The following is a 17384-nucleotide window of genomic DNA, read 5'->3' as shown; positions in this document are numbered from 1 at the left end:
AAAAGCCCGGCAAAAAAAGCCGGGCTATCACTAAGCAAACTTACTTATTCAGTACCCGCAGCATCCAGGCGGTTTTTTCATGCACCCGCATCCGGTCGGAAGCCAGTGCCGCGGTGGACTCGTCATCACCGGCCTGGGCATGTTTCAGCACCTCACGGCAGGTTCGTACGATGGTCTCATGGCCTTGTGTCAGCAAGTCGACCATGTCTTTTGCCGCCGGCACCCCATCCACTTCCTTGATGTTGCTCAAGCGAACGAACTCTTTGTAAGTACCAGGCGCCGCCACATCCAAAGTACGAATACGCTCGGCGATATCATCCACCGCCACCGCCAGTTCGGTGTAGTGCTCTTCAAACATCAGATGCAGCTCGCGAAACTGAGGGCCTGTGACATTCCAGTGGAAATTATGGGTTTGCAGGTAGAGGGTGTAAGTATCCGCCAGCAAGTGTTTCAGACTTTCTGCAATGGTCTCACGATTTGCTTTGGTAATACCGATGTCCATTTGTGTCATCATTAGCTCCTCAGGTTGTGTGTTTTGCATGCCGCCATGAAGGCGGCATTAACTATCAGTTAGCCTAGCACTTCAACACGCCTTAGGCTATGACCCAAGTCATAGCTGCGGCTAAAAGGCCATTAAAAGCGCCAGCTGACACCAAGGTCCCAGGTATACTCCGAGTCCGACTTATCTTCCAGTGACAGACTGCCGCGCAGCTGAACGTTTGGCGTGATAAACCATTGCGAGCGGACGCCCAGCCGATTGGTACTGACCAAATAATGGCTCTGCCGGTCGCGAGTAGCAAAGACGCCAAATGACAAGGGCTGCCCTATGTAATAGTCTACACCCAGATCCCAGCCATCCCGGCGCGGTCCTCTGGCTCTTAGGTAGCCAAAATCAAAACCGATAAAATGACCATGTTGCAAAGCCCAAAGCTTCTCAGTGCTGATGCCGGTGTGCCAGTGGTTTTTGCCCCCAGAAAACTTTTCGTGCTCGACATCGACCGTCACCAGCCAGTTATCCTGCAGAAAATATCCCAACTTGCCCTGGGTGCGGTTGCCCGACCAGGAGCTCATCTGGCTGTGCTGCAACGAGGCATAAAGACTGTGCTCACTGGATTGATAAACCCCGCCGACTTGCCAGGCTTTCAAGCGCTCGGAGTGATCCAAACCATAAAGCCGCCAGGAGAAATCCGCTATCAGGTACTGCGCGGATACTGAGCTGCGACCAGCAAAGGTGGTGTACGCTCCATACGGCAAGGGCTGCGATCGTTGCTGACCCGGAATAAAATAACGGTAGCCAAGAGTATGACTGGTAAAGCTGTCGTAATTGGTATCGAAACGGTCGAGGCTTACCTCAGATGAAAAAGGTGCTGCTAATACAGCTGCGCAACAAAAAAAAGAAAAGCTGGCTACCAATGTCTTCATACAACATCCATGAGTAAATTAAGAGTAAATTAATTATTGACTCAGGAGGTTATACAAACATAGCTGAACGAATGATGAACCGATGAGGGCAGTACCATGGGCTAGCCCTCACGCTCAGTTAACCTTGTTCAATAGAAGTTCTTACCAAACGATGACTTCGTCAGTAATGATCTATCCGTTTTGGTCCGAAATTGCAGTACTTTGCAAAAAATTTTGATCCATCGACTCAGCAGGGCATTCGCAGCTGCTGCCGGTGATCTTAGCGGGAACCCCAACGGCTGTGCAATGAGCTGGTACAGAATTCAGTACCACTGAGCCGGCACCAATGCGGGCATCTTCGCCAATTTCGATATTACCCAGGATCTTGGCACCCGCCCCTATCATCACGCCGGAGCGAATTTTCGGGTGGCGATCGCCTTGCTGATTGCCGGTACCACCTAAAGTCACACCCTGTAAAATCGACACATTGTTGCCAATTTCGGCCGTCTCACCCACCACTATACCGGTGGCATGGTCAAACATCAGGCCATGGCCGATGCGACAGGCAGGGTGGATGTCGACGCCGAACACTTCCGAGCAGCGACTTTGCAGAAAGCGCGCCAGCTCTTTGCGGTTTTGCCGCCACAAACAATGCGCCAGCCGGTGGGTTTGAATGGCGTGGAAGCCTTTTAAGTGCAGCAATACATTGAGGTAGGTATCGGCTGCCGGATCGCGATCCAGCACAGCTTTGATGTCATGGGCGACATGGGTCAGCATCTCGTCGCAATTGACAAAAGCCTGATCAAACAGCTCACGAATGGTAAAGGCAGAGACCACCGCATCGGATAGCTTGTTGGCGACAATAAAGCTGAGCGCCGATCCCAGGCAATCGTGGTTCAGCACACTGGAATAAACATGACTGGCGAGCAAAGGCTCTTTAGTCACCAGCTCGAAGGCTTCCTGTTTTAACTGTTGCCAGATCTCATGCCGCATGCACTTGCCTCACCGTGTTGCATCCGCTACCAGACCTATCTGGCGGCGCTTTAAGAGATGGATACGATAACGGATCCGGGCCAAACTGGCAATGGATCAGCTATAAAAAAGACATCCAGACATCCATTTCACCCTTTTATGCTCAGCCCTACAACATGCAATTGGCATACAAGGTGGTGGTGGCTGGCCAGTCGGAAAACACGCCAATGACACCGACCTCCTGCGCCAACACATGCAGCAGTTGCAAGGCGACGCTGTCATCGGTGGTGAGATCAGCAATGCTCTGATAGTACCAGCCGCCGCCTTCATCCAACCGGCCGGAGCGCTCCAGCGTCCAGCTGATGATCTCCAGCCCCGCAGCTCGCGCTGCTTTGGCGTAGGCCGATGGCCGGATCTGCCCATCGTCACTGGTCACCAGCACCCAAAGCGGCGGGGCGATAATCGTCAGGCCGGCGGCTTTGAGCTCTGCCATAGCGGGTTGCCAGCTGTCTGGCTGCATCGGATCAAAGGTCGGCTCTTCGTAGCGCCCATCCAACCAGACTGCTTGTTTGGCGTACTCCGGTTCTGCCTCCAGCCAATAGACAATGTCCTGCCAGTCGAACGACTGCAAAAACACCTGCTCCGGCGGCACCCCAGCGGCTTTGTACTCATCGACCAGCTGTTGGGCATAGTTGCGCTGGCTGTAGTGCCCCTGAAACGGCATCGGCACTTCGGCGGCTTTGAGTTCCGGTGTCATTTTGCGGCCCAGCTGCTGAAACAGTTCGATGCTTTGCTGGTGCGACAGCACCGCCGGGCAGGCACCCGCGTACAAATCGGTGCGCCAGTCCGGTGTGCCCTTTAGATACTGCTGTACCGTGCTGGCGGCAGGGTTGACTCCATCCATTTTGCCGCATAGGGTTAAAAATTCATCCAGATCGATATCACTGGTGCAGCAGCGGGCACTGGCAGGCTGTCCCGAGACTGGGTCGGCCGGCGTAAAAGGCACGCTGCAACGGGCTGCCAGCTCCGGGCGCAGTAAAATATCGGTAGTCTGGTGCAAATCGCACTGGGCATGACGGCACACCAGCTGGCGATCGCGGGTAAAAGTGACATCGCATTCCAAAATGCCGGCTCCCATCAAGGCGGCAGCCCGAAAAGAAGCTTCGGTATGCTCCGGGAACATCAAGGGTGCACCACGATGACCTATGGAGAAGTCGTGTGGCGAAAAAGGACCTTCACAAGCGCTTAGCTGTTCTTTTAGCGGCCCTTGCGGCAATTTCGCCACTAAAAAGGCTGGCCTGGGTCCAAGCTCCACCGCCTGCACGCCAGCACGTGCCTCTGCTGGCACAGGCCTACTAGCTTGATGGCATCCAGCCAGTCCGATCAGCGATACCCCCAGTGCGAACAACACAGCTTTGCTCATTTTAGTCACTCTCTTTTCAACTCCAAAACTTAAAACCAGATGGCTTACGACAACAAACCGTGCAGCCTGGCATTGAATAATGACAACAAGATGACAAAGGTTACAATGTAACAACTCAAGATAACCCAAAGTAAAATTTTTGATTTAAATTCACGAAAGCGTCATTTTTACCCGCCATACTTGCCCGCTGTCGGGATCTGATCCGACCACAAAACAACCATAACGCGCCACAACATTTTTGATCAGACGGAGAGCCCTGTGCAGTCTTTTAAAACCAAACGCCTTAGCCTGGCGATTATCGCCGCCTTATCGGCCACCGCTTATGCCGGAGAAGTACAACAAACAGCGCAAGACGAAGCGATGGAAGTCATTTCCGTGTTGGGTAAGCGGGTCAGCTATGCCAACAACAGCACCGATGACAGCATGAAGCAGCAACAAGCCCCCATCGGCAATGTGATGGACTTGATTGATCATCTGCCGGGCATCAATGTTGGCCAGGGCGATGCCTTTGGCGGTGATGACTACACCACCACCATCAGCATGCGTGGTTTTGTCATTGACCGCGCCGATCAGCAACTGGGCATCACCATCGATGGCATCCCGAATGGCGGCTCGGCCTATGCCGGTGGCAGCAAGGCCAATCGCTTTCTGGATATTGAAAATACCCGTTTTGTCGAGGTAGGCCAGGGCAGTGCCGATATTGCCTCCGCCTCACTGGATGCACTGGGTGGCACCATCAACTTTGTCTCCGACAACCCGGAGCTGGAGCGCGGAGCCCGCTTTGCTTACACCACCGGCAGCCACAATGCCCGTCGTTACTTTGCGCGCTTTGATACCGGTGAGCTGTTTGGCCACACCAGTGCTTATTTCAGTGTGTCCGACAGCTTCAATAACCGCTGGATGTTATCTGGTAGCAACGGCCATGCCGACCGGCTGCATGTCGAATTTAAAAGTGTCACCGAGCTGGCCGACAGCCGTTTTACCGCGCGCTTGTCCTACAACGATGCCCACGAAGACAATTACCAACCGGTCTCACTGGCACACTTTAACAAAACCCCACGCTGGGATGGCCTGACCAATGTCTGGACCGGCGATCCGGATATCGATCAGAACTTTGCTGAAGCCTGGTCGACGCTGCGGGAAAATACGTTGTTTTATGTCAAAGGCGAATTCTATTTAACCGATACCCTGGAATTGGACATCACGCCTTATTTGCACCTGCAAAATGGCCGTGGCGACTGGCTGCCGCCTTATCAGGTGTTTGCTGCTGATGCCGATGGCAATCGCATTGCACGCGGCAGCGGCGCTAGCCGCACTACCTACACCCATGTCGACAGTGCCGGCAATCCGATCCTGGATGGCAACAACGGTCAGCCAGGGGCGAAGCGGGTTTCGTCTTACCGGCATACTCACTACGACAAAACCCGTTATGGCGCGACGACCAACCTGAGTTGGGAGCTTGGTACTCACCGGCTGCGCACTGGCCTCTGGCTGGAGTCGCAACAGCGCAATCAAACCCGCGACTGGCACGAAGTGATCGACCCACAGGTCTACCACCACTTTGATGAACACCCGTACTGGGTGCACTTTGATGACGATTACCGCCATAAGGTCGCCAAGTTCTATCTGCAGGATCACATGACTTTTGGCGATTTGCAGCTGACAGTGGGCTTGCAAAAGTATCTGGTGGACATCAGCCGCACTGACAATCTAAATGGCCTGGGCAAAGACAGCATCAGCAGCAATTCGTCCTGGCTGCCAAGTGCTGGTTTGGTCTATGGTCTGACGGATCGGCTGGAAGTCTTCGCCGGCTACTCGGAAAACTTTAAAGCCATTGCCGACAGCATTTTGGAAAGCCAGAAAGCCGACGATCTTGGCGACTTGCGCCCGGAAACCGCCACCAACATGGATCTGGGACTGCGCTACTTTGGCGATCGCATCAGCTTTTCTTCCGCACTGTACAATGTCCGTTTCAACGATCGGGTAGTATTGCTTCGCTACGCCACCGCAGAGGATGGCACGCCGAACTACCTGGCAGCCGGGGATGGTAATTTTGACAACGTCGGTGGTGTCCGTGCCCGCGGCCTGGAAAGCAGCCTGAGCTGGCGCTTAAGTCAGAACCTGAGCCTGACCAGCTCACTGACGCTGAACAAGGCCGAGTACTCAGAAGATGTGCTGACCAGCAAAGTCAACCCGGCTGGTGAGCCGGTGCTGGTACAGGATTACCGCAAAGGCGACAAGATTGCCGGTATTCCGCAGCAGATGCTGTCGCTGGCGCTGAACTACCATGATGGCAACTACCGGGCAGGCTTCAGCGGCAAGTACACCGGCAGCTACTATGGTGCCGCCAAACACAGCTTTGCCAGCGATGGCAGTGAGGTCTGGAACCGCGACCGCATTTCCGGCCACACCATTTACAATGCTTACCTCGGTTATGAAAAGTCGCTTGGCAACGGCGGTTTGTTCCAAAGCGTTGATCTGGCTTTTGTGCTGAACAACCTGACCGACAAAAGCTACATCACCGGTGGCAGTGAAGGCGCTTACCTGATTGGTGCCGGCCGTACCGCCAGCTTTACCATTAGTTTAAGCTTCTAATCGCCCTACTTTGCCGAAACACAGCGCACAAGTTACCCCTTGTGCGCTTTTTGCCAACAATGAAATTACCACAAACCAAGGCCTGACTTCACTCACAGTCCCAACCTGGTAAAATACGACAGCCAAGGAATACGACTATGGCCAAGACCATCATTAGGAAGAAGGACCAAGATATCCAGCGAGCCAGCACAATATCCTTAGGCCGCCGTAAACGCATAATCGCTTCACCTGGTACAAAAGGCTGGTGCTCTGGCCGATTGGATAAAATAGCCAAAACATACCAAGGGAAACGCATGCCGAGGCCATCCGCTTCAGTCATATCTACCCCCTGTGCCAACAGCTCTCTATCTAGGTAACGCACCGTAATACGGCCAAAACAAAGCGTAGCCGCGGCAACATTTATAATAGTTAACAGGGACACCAAGAGTAATACACTTTCAATCCCCCACTCCATCGTTAACCTCCTGTCGCGAACAAACGCTGGCTCTGATCATACAAAGTGCCAGCAGCCCACTTTCCCCATGCATCAGCTAAATAACCTGCAGTCAAGCCAACAACTACACCACCAACAATCACATAAACCCAACCATACGGAGTTGCCATTAACATAACGGTTAAGGCTTGAACCGCCAAACCACCTAAACTCATGGCTGCGGCACCCCCAAGCCCAAAACCAGTCATTTGCTGCGCCAGGCTGCGATGCCAGTCACCACCATCCTGCTGCACCTGCCGTACATCACTGACCCGGATGCCGGCATCCAGCACCAGCATGCCTCGCCCCACCTGATTAGCCGTTCGCAGAAACTGGTGCATGCGCTGCAGATTGGTGTGCTCTTGCAAACGGATGGCCTGATCGCTGCGGCCAGAGCGGGCCTGATTCAGTGCCCGGTTTGGATCCGTCCAGGCATTGGCTTTGGCATTGGTGGTCTGCTGCTGCATCACCAGCCGCTGAATTTCACTGCGAAACTTGGCATTTAATTGCTGATGGGCCTGATGCACATTCTTTGCAAGCTGGCGAAGTGGCGCCCCACGTACCTTGGACTGGAAAGCTACCCGATAGTTTTCCAGCGCTTGCTGATAGCGCAAGGTGTATTTGCCAAACAAATCCAACCGACGCTCAACCGATGTCATCACTGCACCGGTCAAGGTTGGCATTTCTTTACTGAGCTTTGCAGATTGCGTGCGCAGCGCTCTGGCGGTTGGCACCATCTGCTGCGCATAAAAGGCTGACAACGCATTTAATTGTGGCTCACCGTACTGCTGGTGCAAGGTCACATAGTCGCGACGAATGGAGGGAGCTAAACGCTGAAACTGTTGAAATTGCTGCAGCACCCTGTGATCCTGCGCATGATTTTCAGGACTCTCTATCAGGTAGGGAGTGCCTGTAGCCAGCACCTGTGGCACAGTCTCGTTCTTAGTCGAAAATTGATAACCTTCCGGGCAAGTAATCCACTCGCGCGTAACGGGATTCGTGGTAATGCAAATCTCCAATGCCATACAAAGCTCCTTCTCTATAATAGCATTGGATTTTATGTTTAAATATTGGTTAAATCAACTTGAAAACTATGTTCTGAACACATCCGACAGGGCTTTTAAACACAGCGCGATATTCTCCCGCCGGGCACCATAGCCCATCAACCCAATGCGCCAGGCTTTACCGGCTAAATCACCGAGGCCAGCGCCAATTTCCAGATTGTAATCCTGCAGCAAGCGGCTGCGTACCGCGGCATCATCCACCCCTGCTGGGATCCAGATTGAGTTCAGCTGTGGCAAGCGATGCGCTTCCTTCACCACAAAGCTGAGCCCCAGTGCTTCCAGGCCGGCTTTGAGCTCCTGATGCATGGCAGCATGGCGCTGCCAGGCCTGCTCCAGCCCTTCGCTGGCGAGCAGACGCAGGCTTTCGTGCAAGGCATAAAGTGCATTGACCGGAGCGGTGTGGTGGTAGCTGCGTTTGGCACTGCCACTCCAGTAGCCCATCACCAGGCTTTGATCCAAAAACCAGCTTTGCACCGGCCGCGTGCGGCTTTGCATCCGCGCTACCGCTCGTGGCGAGAAAGATACCGGCGATAGGCCCGGTACGCAGGACAAACACTTCTGGCTGCCGGAGTAAATCGCATCGATGCCCCAGGCGTCTACTCTAAGTTCCACCCCGCCTAAAGAGGTCACCGCATCGACAATGGACAAGCAATCGTACTGTTGCGCCAGCGCGCACAGCGCCTGCGCATCCGACAGCGCACCGGTTGAGGTTTCGGCGTGGACAAAAGCCAGAAAATGCACCTGTGGGTGCTGTTGCAGCGCGGCTTCAACCTGCGCCGGATCGACCGGCTCACCCCAGGGAAAGTCCAGCACAATGGCGGTAGCACCGCAACGCTCGACATTTTGCCGCATGCGCTCGCCAAAAACACCATTGCGGCACACCAGCACCGTATCGCCGGGTTCCAGCAGATTGACGAAACAGGTTTCCATGCCGGCAGAACCCGGCGCAGAGACGGCCAGCGTCATCGGGTTCTCGGTTTGAAAGGCATACTGCAGCAGACTGCGCAGTTCATCCATCATGCCAATAAAGAGCGGATCCAAATGGCCAACCGTCGGCCTGGCCTGGGCAGCCAACACCTCGGGATAGACATCGGACGGGCCGGGCCCCATCAGAATGCGGCGCGGCGGGGTAAAAGAAGCAAATTCAGGGGCTGGGATCATCAGGGTCTCCTGCAACAAAAGCGGAAAACCCCTAGCCTAGCAAAGCCCGCCTCATTTCGCTGCTGATTGCGCTTGATAGCGGGCATTCATTGCTGAAATACTAAAAGCGGATGCGAAAGCGTCCTTCGGCATCGGGGCTGCCAACAAACTGCATGGCCTGATGCACTTCTTCCGGCATGCTGGCATCGGGTTTTAAGGTACCATCCACCGCGAAGCGCCCTGCTGCCTGCAAGCGGGCGGTGACATCCAGCCCCAGCGGGTTCTGGCCATCGGTGATCAGCACCAGTTCGCCATTGTCACAGGCCAGGCTGGCAAAAATATGCTGCAAATCAATCCAGCCGGTCGGCGGTTGCAAGCGCGCCTGTTGCCAACTGGCCTGGCCATTCAGGGTTTTACACCAGGGCGCGCCCTGCTGGTAGTGATCAATATCCAGCATCAACATGCCATCGGCACCAACCGGTAAGGGCAAACGCAGCATGGGTGCTATGTCCCGCACCGGATAGCGTACTAAAGTATCCTGCAGCTGCAAGCCGCTGAAACCATAGCGCAACTGGCCTTTCAGGTAAGCGCGTTCTTGTTCGGCCAGATCGCCGGCCTGAAGCTGCACTGCCAGTTGACCGGCCAGCAAACGCCATGGACTAAGCTGCCACTGCAGCTGGTGCAGCTCCAGCTGCTGATACGACAACACCTGAATGCGGCCCTGCCATAAAGTACCTTGAACCTGCCCCAGCCGCACATCAGCTGGCATCGGCGCCAGTTTCAGCCACCAACTGGCCGGAGTAAGCACCAGCAAACACAGCAGATAACTGACAACACCCAGCACCACCAATTTCTTTGTCGACATAAGCTTATTCAACCAAAATTCGTCGGACCTGCACTACGCCAGGCTGATTGGCAGCGTTGACATCCAGATTCACCAGTTGCAGGCCATGCTGGTAATGCAGCGCATGCAACCAGCTCACCAGCTGCTCGAAACGAACATCATCCAGCACCAGCTGCATTTGCTGGTTTTGTGGCTGCATCCGGCTAACGCGGATGCCATGCTGGCGAGCACTGGTGGTGAGGACCTGCGACAAGCTGCCGGAGCTGCGCTCAACCGAGCTTCCGGCCTGTTGCAACTGTGGCAAAACTGAGTTCAGCCATTCCAGTTGCTGCTCTGCCTGCTGCAGCGCCAGTTGATTGCGTGCCTTGCTTTGATGCACCGGCTGCCAGATCAGGTAATAAAACACAAACACCAGTAAGGCGATGGCGCAGATCAGCACCAAATACTGCTCACGTTGTTGCAGCCCACCCCACCACTGCTGGAATTGCTGCTCCAGTTGCTGTTTCATGCTCCAGTCCTCATGCTGCCGTTCTCATACTGACGGTGCCTTGCACCTTGCTGCCATCGTTGCTCAGGGCACCCTGGTCTACCTGATAGCCGGCTTGTTCCAGCTGATTTTTCAGCCGTTCAAAACTCTGAAAACCATCGGCCTTGGCCTGAAAGCGCAGCTCGGTGCGTCTGGCATCAAAGCGTAAATTCTCCAGTTGCATATCCGAAACGCTGGCCAGGTTGTTTTGTAAATCGAGCAACAGGGCTAAAAAGTGCTGTTCTTGCTGTGACAAACCGGCTTGCTGCAGTTTACGCTGCACCAGTGCCCGTAAATTTACCACCGACTCACCGGGAAAAGCCGCTTGATATGTCTGCACCGCTTGCTGCTGTAAGACTCTGGCCTGCTGGCCATAGCGCCAGCCCTCTACCGCAGTTAAGGTTAGATAGAGCGTCAGGCATACTCCCGCCAATACCGCCGCTGGCTGCCACAGCTGCCAGCTTTTATTCACAGCGCGCTTCGGGGCGTACTCCCCCTGCAGCAGGTTCAATGCTGGCTGCTGAGCCTGGCGAGCTAACAGCGCCAGCGGTAACTCGGGCTCCGCCAGCTGATGCGGCTGAGCAATGTAGCCTGGCCAAGGGCTGTAACTGGTGAGCTCAGGCAATGCGGCCAGCTCCAGATAATCCGGCCACCATTCATTTTCTACACTGGTCGCCTGCCAGTCGCCCTGACGCAGCAACCAACTGCCATTGAGTTCAATCGCAGCCGGTAACGACTCAGCGGGAAGCAACAACGCATCCGGCACCAACTGCCGTGGCTGAAAACCAGCCTCGGTTAACCAGCTAAGCCATTGCTCGAGCTGCGCTTTTTTGCACAGTGCCACTTGCTGCAAATACTGGTCCTGATCTTTACGCACCGAACCAAGCGCCAGCCACAGCTGTTCAATGTCTTCCGTGACATCGTCTTCCAGCATATAGGGCAAGGCCTGTAGAGTTTGCCGGCTGGGTTTGGCTGGCAGCGCCACCTCTTTTAATACCACATCGGCCGCAGGTACCAACACCAGCACCGGCCGTGGCCCCAGCCGCTCGGCCAGTTGCTCAAGCGCTGACGCCGACGTCAAATCGCCGGAAGCAATGATCTCCTGCGCGGTATTCGACCAGACCAGCCAGCTAATGGGTTGCTCGGCCCGGCTGCCCAGGCGGATCAGCAATTGTTCACTCACCCAGCACCTCCAAAACGTCTGGCCAGCACAGTGACACGCTCACCATCCTGAACCTTGAGGATGGATTGCATTTGCATGCCTGTCTCCTGGTAGCCAATACGGGCTGTTAATTGATAAAAATCCGACGTTACCGTCACTAATTCTTTCACACTGTCCTCGACTTGGATCCCCGCCAACGGGCCTGTTCCCCAAAACTCTTCCGTGCTGCTAAAGCCATTGTCTGGCCGACTGGCAATCACCTCGAGAGCAGCCGACTGATCCAGCTCTGCCACGAGGGCACTTAATAGCACAGCCGTCTCTTCGGTCAGCGTATTGGCATTGATGCGCAGTTGTTGATTATCCGGGATTACGCACACATAAGGTTGCAGCAATTTGTAATCATCCGGTGTCACATCCAAAATAGCCCGAAGCTCGGTCACCGTTCCCATCAGCGTATTGCCGGTGTAATACGGAAATGGCAAGGCCGCATAGTCATCATCTTCGGCGCTGCCTGCTGTACGCAACAAACTATCGTCATCCAGCCAGTCGGCAATCCGGGCCATCAGGTACTCGGCTGGCATCGATAAATCCGGCGCGACCAGCTCCAGCAAACGCTGAAAGCTTTGCTGCTCCACCGTGGCTTCAGGCTGTGCCTGGCCTGCCGGTGCCGGCGGCTGATAGAGCGCGTTCAGATTAAAGCAACCGCGCAGATCGGTAATAACCCCACTGATGGTACCATCCGGCACTGGAAATTGCGCCCCTTGCTGCGCCCAGTCCTGCCCTAAATGGCTAGTCTCCTGGCCTTGCAATGAGCGACGCAAGATCTGGCGGGCAAAGGCTTCCGCCCCCATCGCATACCAAAATGCCTGCTGCTGCTGTTGCAGGTTCTGCTGGCGTTGCAAGGTCAGCTGCAAACGGCCACTCATCGACACGGCTATCACCACCACGATGGCGACGATCATCAGCACCATCACCAAGGCCACACCTCGCTGCCGCTGAAGCGCCATCATCGGTTGCTCTCCGCAGGTTGGGCATTGCCATCAGGCAACAAAATCACCCGCTCGATTTCGCCCAGTTCCGCATGCTCAAGCCGCACCCGCACAGCCGCCGGCCATAAGGCATCCGCCCAGCGCTCTTCCCAACGCTCCCCGACCAGGTAGCGGATCTCAAGCTCAGTTATCCCCTCCAGCAACACCTGCACTCTGGGTTCGGTACCGGTGACCGCATCCGGATACAAGGTGTACAACCGCTGCAATTGCTCTTCCTGCACCCGGTAGCCAAGCGCCTGCAATTCACTGCGCGGTAAAATCATACCTGGATTGCGCCAGCCATGCTGGGTAAAGGCAATGGCATCGGCCTCGCTTTCCAGCAAAAAGCGTCCTCCTAACAAACGCTCCTTACGCGGCGCTTCGCCCTGCACCCGGATATGCCGGCTGCTGATTTGCATCAGATCACGCTCCAGCAACATCAGCGCAAACTGCAGCTGCTGCAACCGCTCAGCGGCTTGTTGCGACAAGCGATCACCGGTGGTCACGCTGCTAAGGACAGCGACCGAAGCCAGCCCTACCATGGCGAAAATAGCGACCGCCAGCAACATTTCAATAAAGGTAAAGCCGCCAACAGGATAGCGAGCCTGCTTGCAGTCCGGTTTACTAACCGCCATGAGGCCGCCCAACAAAGGTTGTTAAACGGTACAACACATCCTCTGGCTGCTCTGCCAGTGCAACCGTTACTTCGACCTGACGTAAATCATCGTCCTCGACCCGGCTCACCCGTTGCTGCCATTGCCAAAGGCGATTAGCCATCTCGACCTCACCACGGCTTTGCTCGGCAGGCGGCCAATCAGTTTCCAGTTGCAGCAACACCAGTTGATTGGCGGCAACATAGCTGGCAAAGGTTAAATCCTCCAGCATCGACACGGCCCGGATATGCTCGGTCACGGTGCGCATCACGGCCAGGCCGGCAGTAGCAAAAATGGCCAGCGCAAACAAGACTTCAATCAGGGTAAAGCCACGGCGCATCATGGTGGCGTGCTCTCAACCGTACTTCGCTTTAACGGAATGCTAAACTCACCCCGCAGCTGCACATACCAAAACGGCCGCTGGCTTTCGTCTTGCAGTAGCAGCTCGAAGGGGGTAATTTCACCGGATGATAGAATAAAGATATGCGGCAGCACGGTTTCTTCTTCGTCATCGGTTTCAAGATGCTCCAGCCGCTCGTTCTGCCAGTTCAGCGCTCCGAGCATGCTGTCTTCCTGCCACGGCAGCCCTTCCAGCTCAAGCTTTAAGCGCTGATGGCTGGCAACATCATGCCAGCCCAGACTGGCCGGTGAATCGGCGGGCTGCCAGCTATCCTCATCCGGCCGATAGACCAAAAACTGATAGCCATTGGGCTTGATCTGCACGCCCCATTCCTGCTGGCGCATCAGGGCGGTCTCAGCGGCATAGTGGAACAGCTGCTGAAAACGCCGGGCTTCCTGCTCCAATTTGTCGTCCCGGCTATCCCAGGAGAAATTTACCACCACGGCACTGACCAAAAGCCCCAGCAACAAAATCACCAGGATGATTTCCAGTAAGGTAAACCCCTGGCTATGTTGCTGTGGCTGTTTCATCGGCTGCCTGCGGTTTACTTATCGATGTCCCAGTTGCCGATATCATCATCAGTCCCTGGAATACCATCTGGTCCCATGCTGAAGATATCAATGCGGCCAAACTGGCCTGGGCTTGCCAATTGATAATCCCGGCCCCAGGGATCGCGCGGTAAGCGACGAATAAAGCCACCTTCCGGGAAAGAGCGTGGTACCGGCTCTGTCGTGGCAGGCTCGACCAGGGCGCGCAAGCCCTGCTCGCTGGTTGGGTAGAAACCATTACGCAGCCGGTACATATCCAATGCATTTTCCAGTTGCTGAATATCGACCACAGCTTTTTGCCGATCGGCCTCTTCTTTATTGCCCATGACATTGGGCACCACCAGACTGGCGATGATGCCCAAAATGACGATCACCACCATCAGTTCCAGTAAGCTAAAGCCCCGTTGTTTGTTCATATTACCCACCTACCATATGATTAAGTTCTAAGATTGGCAGCAAAATTGCCAGTACAATTAAAAACACCAGGACCGCCAGGGTGATCACCACCACAGGTTTAAAGATTTCCAGCGTCACCGTCATGGTCATTTCAAACTCCCGATCCAGTGTGTCCGCAGTGCGGATCAACATGGTATCGAGCTGACCACTTTTTTCGCCACTGGCGATCATATGCAGCATCATCGGCGGAAACAGCTTGGTTTGCTCCAGAGCATTGCGCAAGGAACTGCCTTCCCGCACCCGCAAGGTCGCATCAGCCACCGCCTGCTTCATAAAGCTGTTGCCGAGCACATCGCCACTGATCCGCATCGCTTCCAGTAAAGGTACCGAACTGGCGTTCAGAATGCTCAGGGTACGAGCAAAGCGGGCCGTATTGATACTGCGGATCACCTTACCAAAAAGCGCGCTGCGCAGGATCAACTGATCGTAGCGATAACGCATGTCTGGCCGGCGCAATAACCGTTCGACCATCACGGCCAGCAGTAATATCCCGAGCAATAGCCAAATTCCGTAATCCCGCACCCAGTCGCTGGCTGAAATCATAATACGGGTCAGCAATGGCAGCTGCTGGCCCATATGCTCAAACTGCTCGGTAATTTGCGGCACTACCGCCACCAGCAAGATCGCGATCACGGCCAGTGCGACCATCACCATGACCACCGGGTAAATCGATGCCATTAGGATCTGATTGCGCATATGCTGACGCTGCTCGGTGTAATCGGCCAGCCGGTTTAACACCTGATCCAAATGACCGGATTTTTCACCAGCCGCCACCATGGAGCGATAGAGGTGATCGAACACATGCGGAAACTCAGCCAACCCTTCAGCCAGGCTATAGCCTTCCACCACCTTGGAGCGCACCCCCATCAGCATATTCTTCAGGCGCGGTTTTTCGCATTGTTCGGCTACCGCCAATAAGGCATTTTCGATGGGCAACGCCGCTGCCACCAACGTTGCCAACTGACGGGTAATCAGCGCCAGATCGGCGGTTGGGATAGAGCGCTTAAACCAGCTCTTGCCACGGGCGGTCGACTTCTCCTGCTTGGATGCCAGTTCCACTGCCAGCGGGGTTAACTTGCGTTCCCGCAGCAACTGCCGGGCCTGGCGGGCGTTGTCAGCCTCCAGTACCCCTCTGCTCTTTTTGCCGCGACTATCCAGCGCCTGGTAGGTAAAAGCTGCCACTACAGATCCTCACGGGTCACGCGCAGCACTTCCTCCAGCGTGGTTTGACCGGCCAGTACCTTGTCAAAACCATCACGACGTATGCTGGGGCAGTTTGGCCGCACATACTTTTCAATGCTTTGCTCACCTTCACGGTTGTGGATCATTTCCCGGCTGTGATCGTCAATCACCAAGAGTTCATGAATACCAGTCCGGCCGCGGTAACCGGTAAAATTGCAGTGTTCACAGCCTTTGGCCCGGTAGATAATGGCTTCATCTTTTTTCTCCACCCCAAGCAGCTTACGCTCTTCTTTGTCCGGACTGTGTGCTTCTTTGCAGTGTGGACACAAAGTACGTACCAACCGCTGCGCCAAGACGCCTAACAAACTGGATGATAACAAGAAGGGCTCAATGCCCATATCTTCCAGCCGGGTAATGGCACCGGCGGCGGTATTGGTGTGCAAGGTCGACATCACCAAATGGCCGGTCAAGCTGGCCTGCACCGCAATTTGCGCGGTTTCGAGATCGCGGATTTCCCCCACCATCACCACATCCGGGTCTTGCCGTAAAATAGCGCGCAGGCCGCGGGCAAACGTCATATTGACCTTGGTATTAACCTGGGTCTGGCCAATGCCTTCCAGCTCGTATTCGATCGGGTCTTCCACCGTCAGGATATTGCGATCTTTGGTATTGATCTCGGTCAGGCCGGCATACAGGGTAGTACTTTTCCCCGAGCCGGTGGGGCCGGTCACCAGCAAAATGCCGTGTGGCTTTAAAATTAATTTGGAAAACTGCTGTTGTATGGCCGGTGTCATGCCCAAATCGGCCAGATTCAGATGAGAGGTATTTTTATCCAGCAAACGCAGTACCACCCGCTCACCATGGCTGGAAGGCATGGTGGATACCCGCACATCAACAGCCCGGCCAGCAATTTTCAGGCTGATACGCCCATCCTGCGGCACCCGCTTTTCGGCAATATCCAGCTTGGCCATGACTTTAATCCGCGATACCAACAAACTGGACAGTTTGCGGTTGGGTCGCAGCACTTCACGCAAAATGCCATCGACCCGAAACCGCACCACCAGGGCTTTTTCAAAGGTTTCGACATGGATATCGGATGCCCCCAGCTTAATAGCCTCCCCCAGCATGGCATTGATCAGCTTGATAATGGGCGCATCGTCTTCATTATCCAGCAAGTCCTCGCTTTCCGGAATATCTTCTGCCAGCGACGCCAGATTCACCTCGTTGCCGATGTCCTGCATAATTTGCTGCGCTTCCGAGGAGTCGCGCTGGTAGCTGGCTTCGAGTAGACTTTCAAATTCAACGGCACCCAGCTTCTGAATGCGAAATGGCTCGCTCAGCATGCGCCGCACTTCCAGCACCGCTTCAGGTTTGGTGGCTGGTTGCACTGACAGTACAAAACCGTCCTGCAGCTGCTGCAACAAGACCGAGTGACGTTTAGCAAAGGCAAAAGGCAGGCGGATGCGGGTACTGACCGGCTGCACTTCAGCCTGCAGCTCGTCATCCATCAGCGCGTCC

Annotated in this window: 18 protein-coding genes; 1 reads left to right on the top strand and 17 read right to left on the bottom strand. The window is 54.9% G+C overall.

Annotation, left to right across the window (positions count from 1 at the left end):
- Nucleotides 1-40 precede the first annotated feature (40 nt).
- From BLW37_RS14400 to BLW37_RS14385, 4 genes are all read right to left on the bottom strand, one after another.
- A complete protein-coding gene (locus tag BLW37_RS14400; protein WP_091344075.1) occupies nucleotides 41-511 on the bottom strand; it encodes a Dps family protein in 471 nt (156 codons plus the stop codon).
- A gap of 122 nt (nucleotides 512-633) precedes the next feature.
- Nucleotides 634-1422: a putative porin gene (locus BLW37_RS14395; RefSeq protein WP_091344073.1), complete on the bottom strand. Its 789-nt coding sequence runs from the start codon at nucleotides 1420-1422 to the stop codon at nucleotides 634-636.
- Between the two features lie 171 nt (nucleotides 1423-1593).
- A complete protein-coding gene (cysE, locus tag BLW37_RS14390) occupies nucleotides 1594-2394 on the bottom strand; it encodes a serine O-acetyltransferase (protein WP_091344071.1) in 801 nt (266 codons plus the stop codon).
- Nucleotides 2395-2542: 148 nt separating this feature from the next.
- The gene (locus BLW37_RS14385) at nucleotides 2543-3796 is read right to left on the bottom strand and encodes a glycerophosphodiester phosphodiesterase family protein (RefSeq protein WP_091344068.1); all 1254 of its coding nucleotides are present in this window, start codon (nucleotides 3794-3796) and stop codon (nucleotides 2543-2545) included.
- A gap of 258 nt (nucleotides 3797-4054) precedes the next feature.
- On the opposite strand from BLW37_RS14385, the gene BLW37_RS14380 reads away from it, so the two are divergent.
- The gene (locus tag BLW37_RS14380) at nucleotides 4055-6391 is read left to right on the top strand and encodes a TonB-dependent receptor (protein WP_245785749.1); all 2337 of its coding nucleotides are present in this window, start codon (nucleotides 4055-4057) and stop codon (nucleotides 6389-6391) included.
- Nucleotides 6392-6479: 88 nt separating this feature from the next.
- On the opposite strand, the gene BLW37_RS14375 is transcribed toward BLW37_RS14380, so the two are convergent.
- The 13 genes from BLW37_RS14375 to gspE form a co-directional block, all read right to left on the bottom strand.
- On the bottom strand, nucleotides 6480-6845 hold the full coding sequence (locus BLW37_RS14375) for a hypothetical protein (RefSeq protein WP_091344065.1): 366 nt from the start codon (nucleotides 6843-6845) through the stop codon (nucleotides 6480-6482).
- 2 nt (nucleotides 6846-6847) lie between these two features.
- Nucleotides 6848-7888 carry a hypothetical protein gene (locus BLW37_RS14370; RefSeq protein ID WP_091344062.1) on the bottom strand — a complete coding sequence of 347 codons (1041 nt, stop codon included), beginning with the start codon at nucleotides 7886-7888 and terminating at the stop codon, nucleotides 6848-6850.
- Nucleotides 7889-7954: 66 nt separating this feature from the next.
- Nucleotides 7955-9088 (bottom strand): pyridoxal-phosphate-dependent aminotransferase family protein, encoded by a 1134-nt coding sequence (locus tag BLW37_RS14365; protein ID WP_091344061.1) that lies wholly within the window; start codon nucleotides 9086-9088, stop codon nucleotides 7955-7957.
- Between the two features lie 100 nt (nucleotides 9089-9188).
- On the bottom strand, nucleotides 9189-9932 hold the full coding sequence (locus tag BLW37_RS14360) for a type II secretion system protein N (protein ID WP_091344059.1): 744 nt from the start codon (nucleotides 9930-9932) through the stop codon (nucleotides 9189-9191).
- 4 nt (nucleotides 9933-9936) lie between these two features.
- Nucleotides 9937-10419, bottom strand: coding sequence for a type II secretion system protein GspM (gene gspM / locus BLW37_RS14355; protein ID WP_245785748.1), 483 nt, complete (start codon nucleotides 10417-10419; stop codon nucleotides 9937-9939).
- 10 nt (nucleotides 10420-10429) lie between these two features.
- Nucleotides 10430-11620, bottom strand: coding sequence for a type II secretion system protein GspL (gspL, locus tag BLW37_RS14350; protein ID WP_091344057.1), 1191 nt, complete (start codon nucleotides 11618-11620; stop codon nucleotides 10430-10432).
- Nucleotides 11617-12609 carry a type II secretion system minor pseudopilin GspK gene (gspK, locus tag BLW37_RS14345; protein ID WP_171907636.1) on the bottom strand — a complete coding sequence of 331 codons (993 nt, stop codon included), beginning with the start codon at nucleotides 12607-12609 and terminating at the stop codon, nucleotides 11617-11619. The genes gspL and gspK overlap by 4 nt, the downstream gene beginning before the upstream one ends.
- The gene (gene gspJ, locus BLW37_RS14340) at nucleotides 12606-13262 is read right to left on the bottom strand and encodes a type II secretion system minor pseudopilin GspJ (RefSeq protein ID WP_091344054.1); all 657 of its coding nucleotides are present in this window, start codon (nucleotides 13260-13262) and stop codon (nucleotides 12606-12608) included. Before gspJ ends, gspK begins: the two co-directional genes overlap by 4 nt.
- Nucleotides 13252-13623, bottom strand: a complete 372-nt coding sequence (gene gspI, locus BLW37_RS14335) for a type II secretion system minor pseudopilin GspI (RefSeq protein ID WP_091344051.1) — start codon at nucleotides 13621-13623, stop codon at nucleotides 13252-13254. The genes gspJ and gspI overlap by 11 nt, the downstream gene beginning before the upstream one ends.
- A complete protein-coding gene (gene gspH / locus BLW37_RS14330; protein WP_091344049.1) occupies nucleotides 13620-14210 on the bottom strand; it encodes a type II secretion system minor pseudopilin GspH in 591 nt (196 codons plus the stop codon). Before gspH ends, gspI begins: the two co-directional genes overlap by 4 nt.
- A gap of 14 nt (nucleotides 14211-14224) precedes the next feature.
- Nucleotides 14225-14644, bottom strand: a complete 420-nt coding sequence (gene gspG / locus BLW37_RS14325) for a type II secretion system major pseudopilin GspG (protein WP_091344048.1) — start codon at nucleotides 14642-14644, stop codon at nucleotides 14225-14227.
- A gap of 1 nt (nucleotide 14645) precedes the next feature.
- Nucleotides 14646-15866 carry a type II secretion system inner membrane protein GspF gene (gene gspF / locus BLW37_RS14320; RefSeq protein WP_091344046.1) on the bottom strand — a complete coding sequence of 407 codons (1221 nt, stop codon included), beginning with the start codon at nucleotides 15864-15866 and terminating at the stop codon, nucleotides 14646-14648.
- Nucleotides 15866-17374, bottom strand: a complete 1509-nt coding sequence (gspE, locus tag BLW37_RS14315) for a type II secretion system ATPase GspE (protein WP_091344138.1) — start codon at nucleotides 17372-17374, stop codon at nucleotides 15866-15868. The genes gspF and gspE overlap by 1 nt, the downstream gene beginning before the upstream one ends.
- Between the last annotated feature and the right edge of the window lie 10 nt (nucleotides 17375-17384).

Origin of the sequence: Alkalimonas amylolytica, from assembly GCF_900107845.1 — a bacterium.
Taxonomy (GTDB): domain Bacteria; phylum Pseudomonadota; class Gammaproteobacteria; order Enterobacterales; family Alteromonadaceae; genus Alkalimonas; species Alkalimonas amylolytica.
This window is presented reverse-complemented; position numbering and strand designations above follow the sequence as displayed.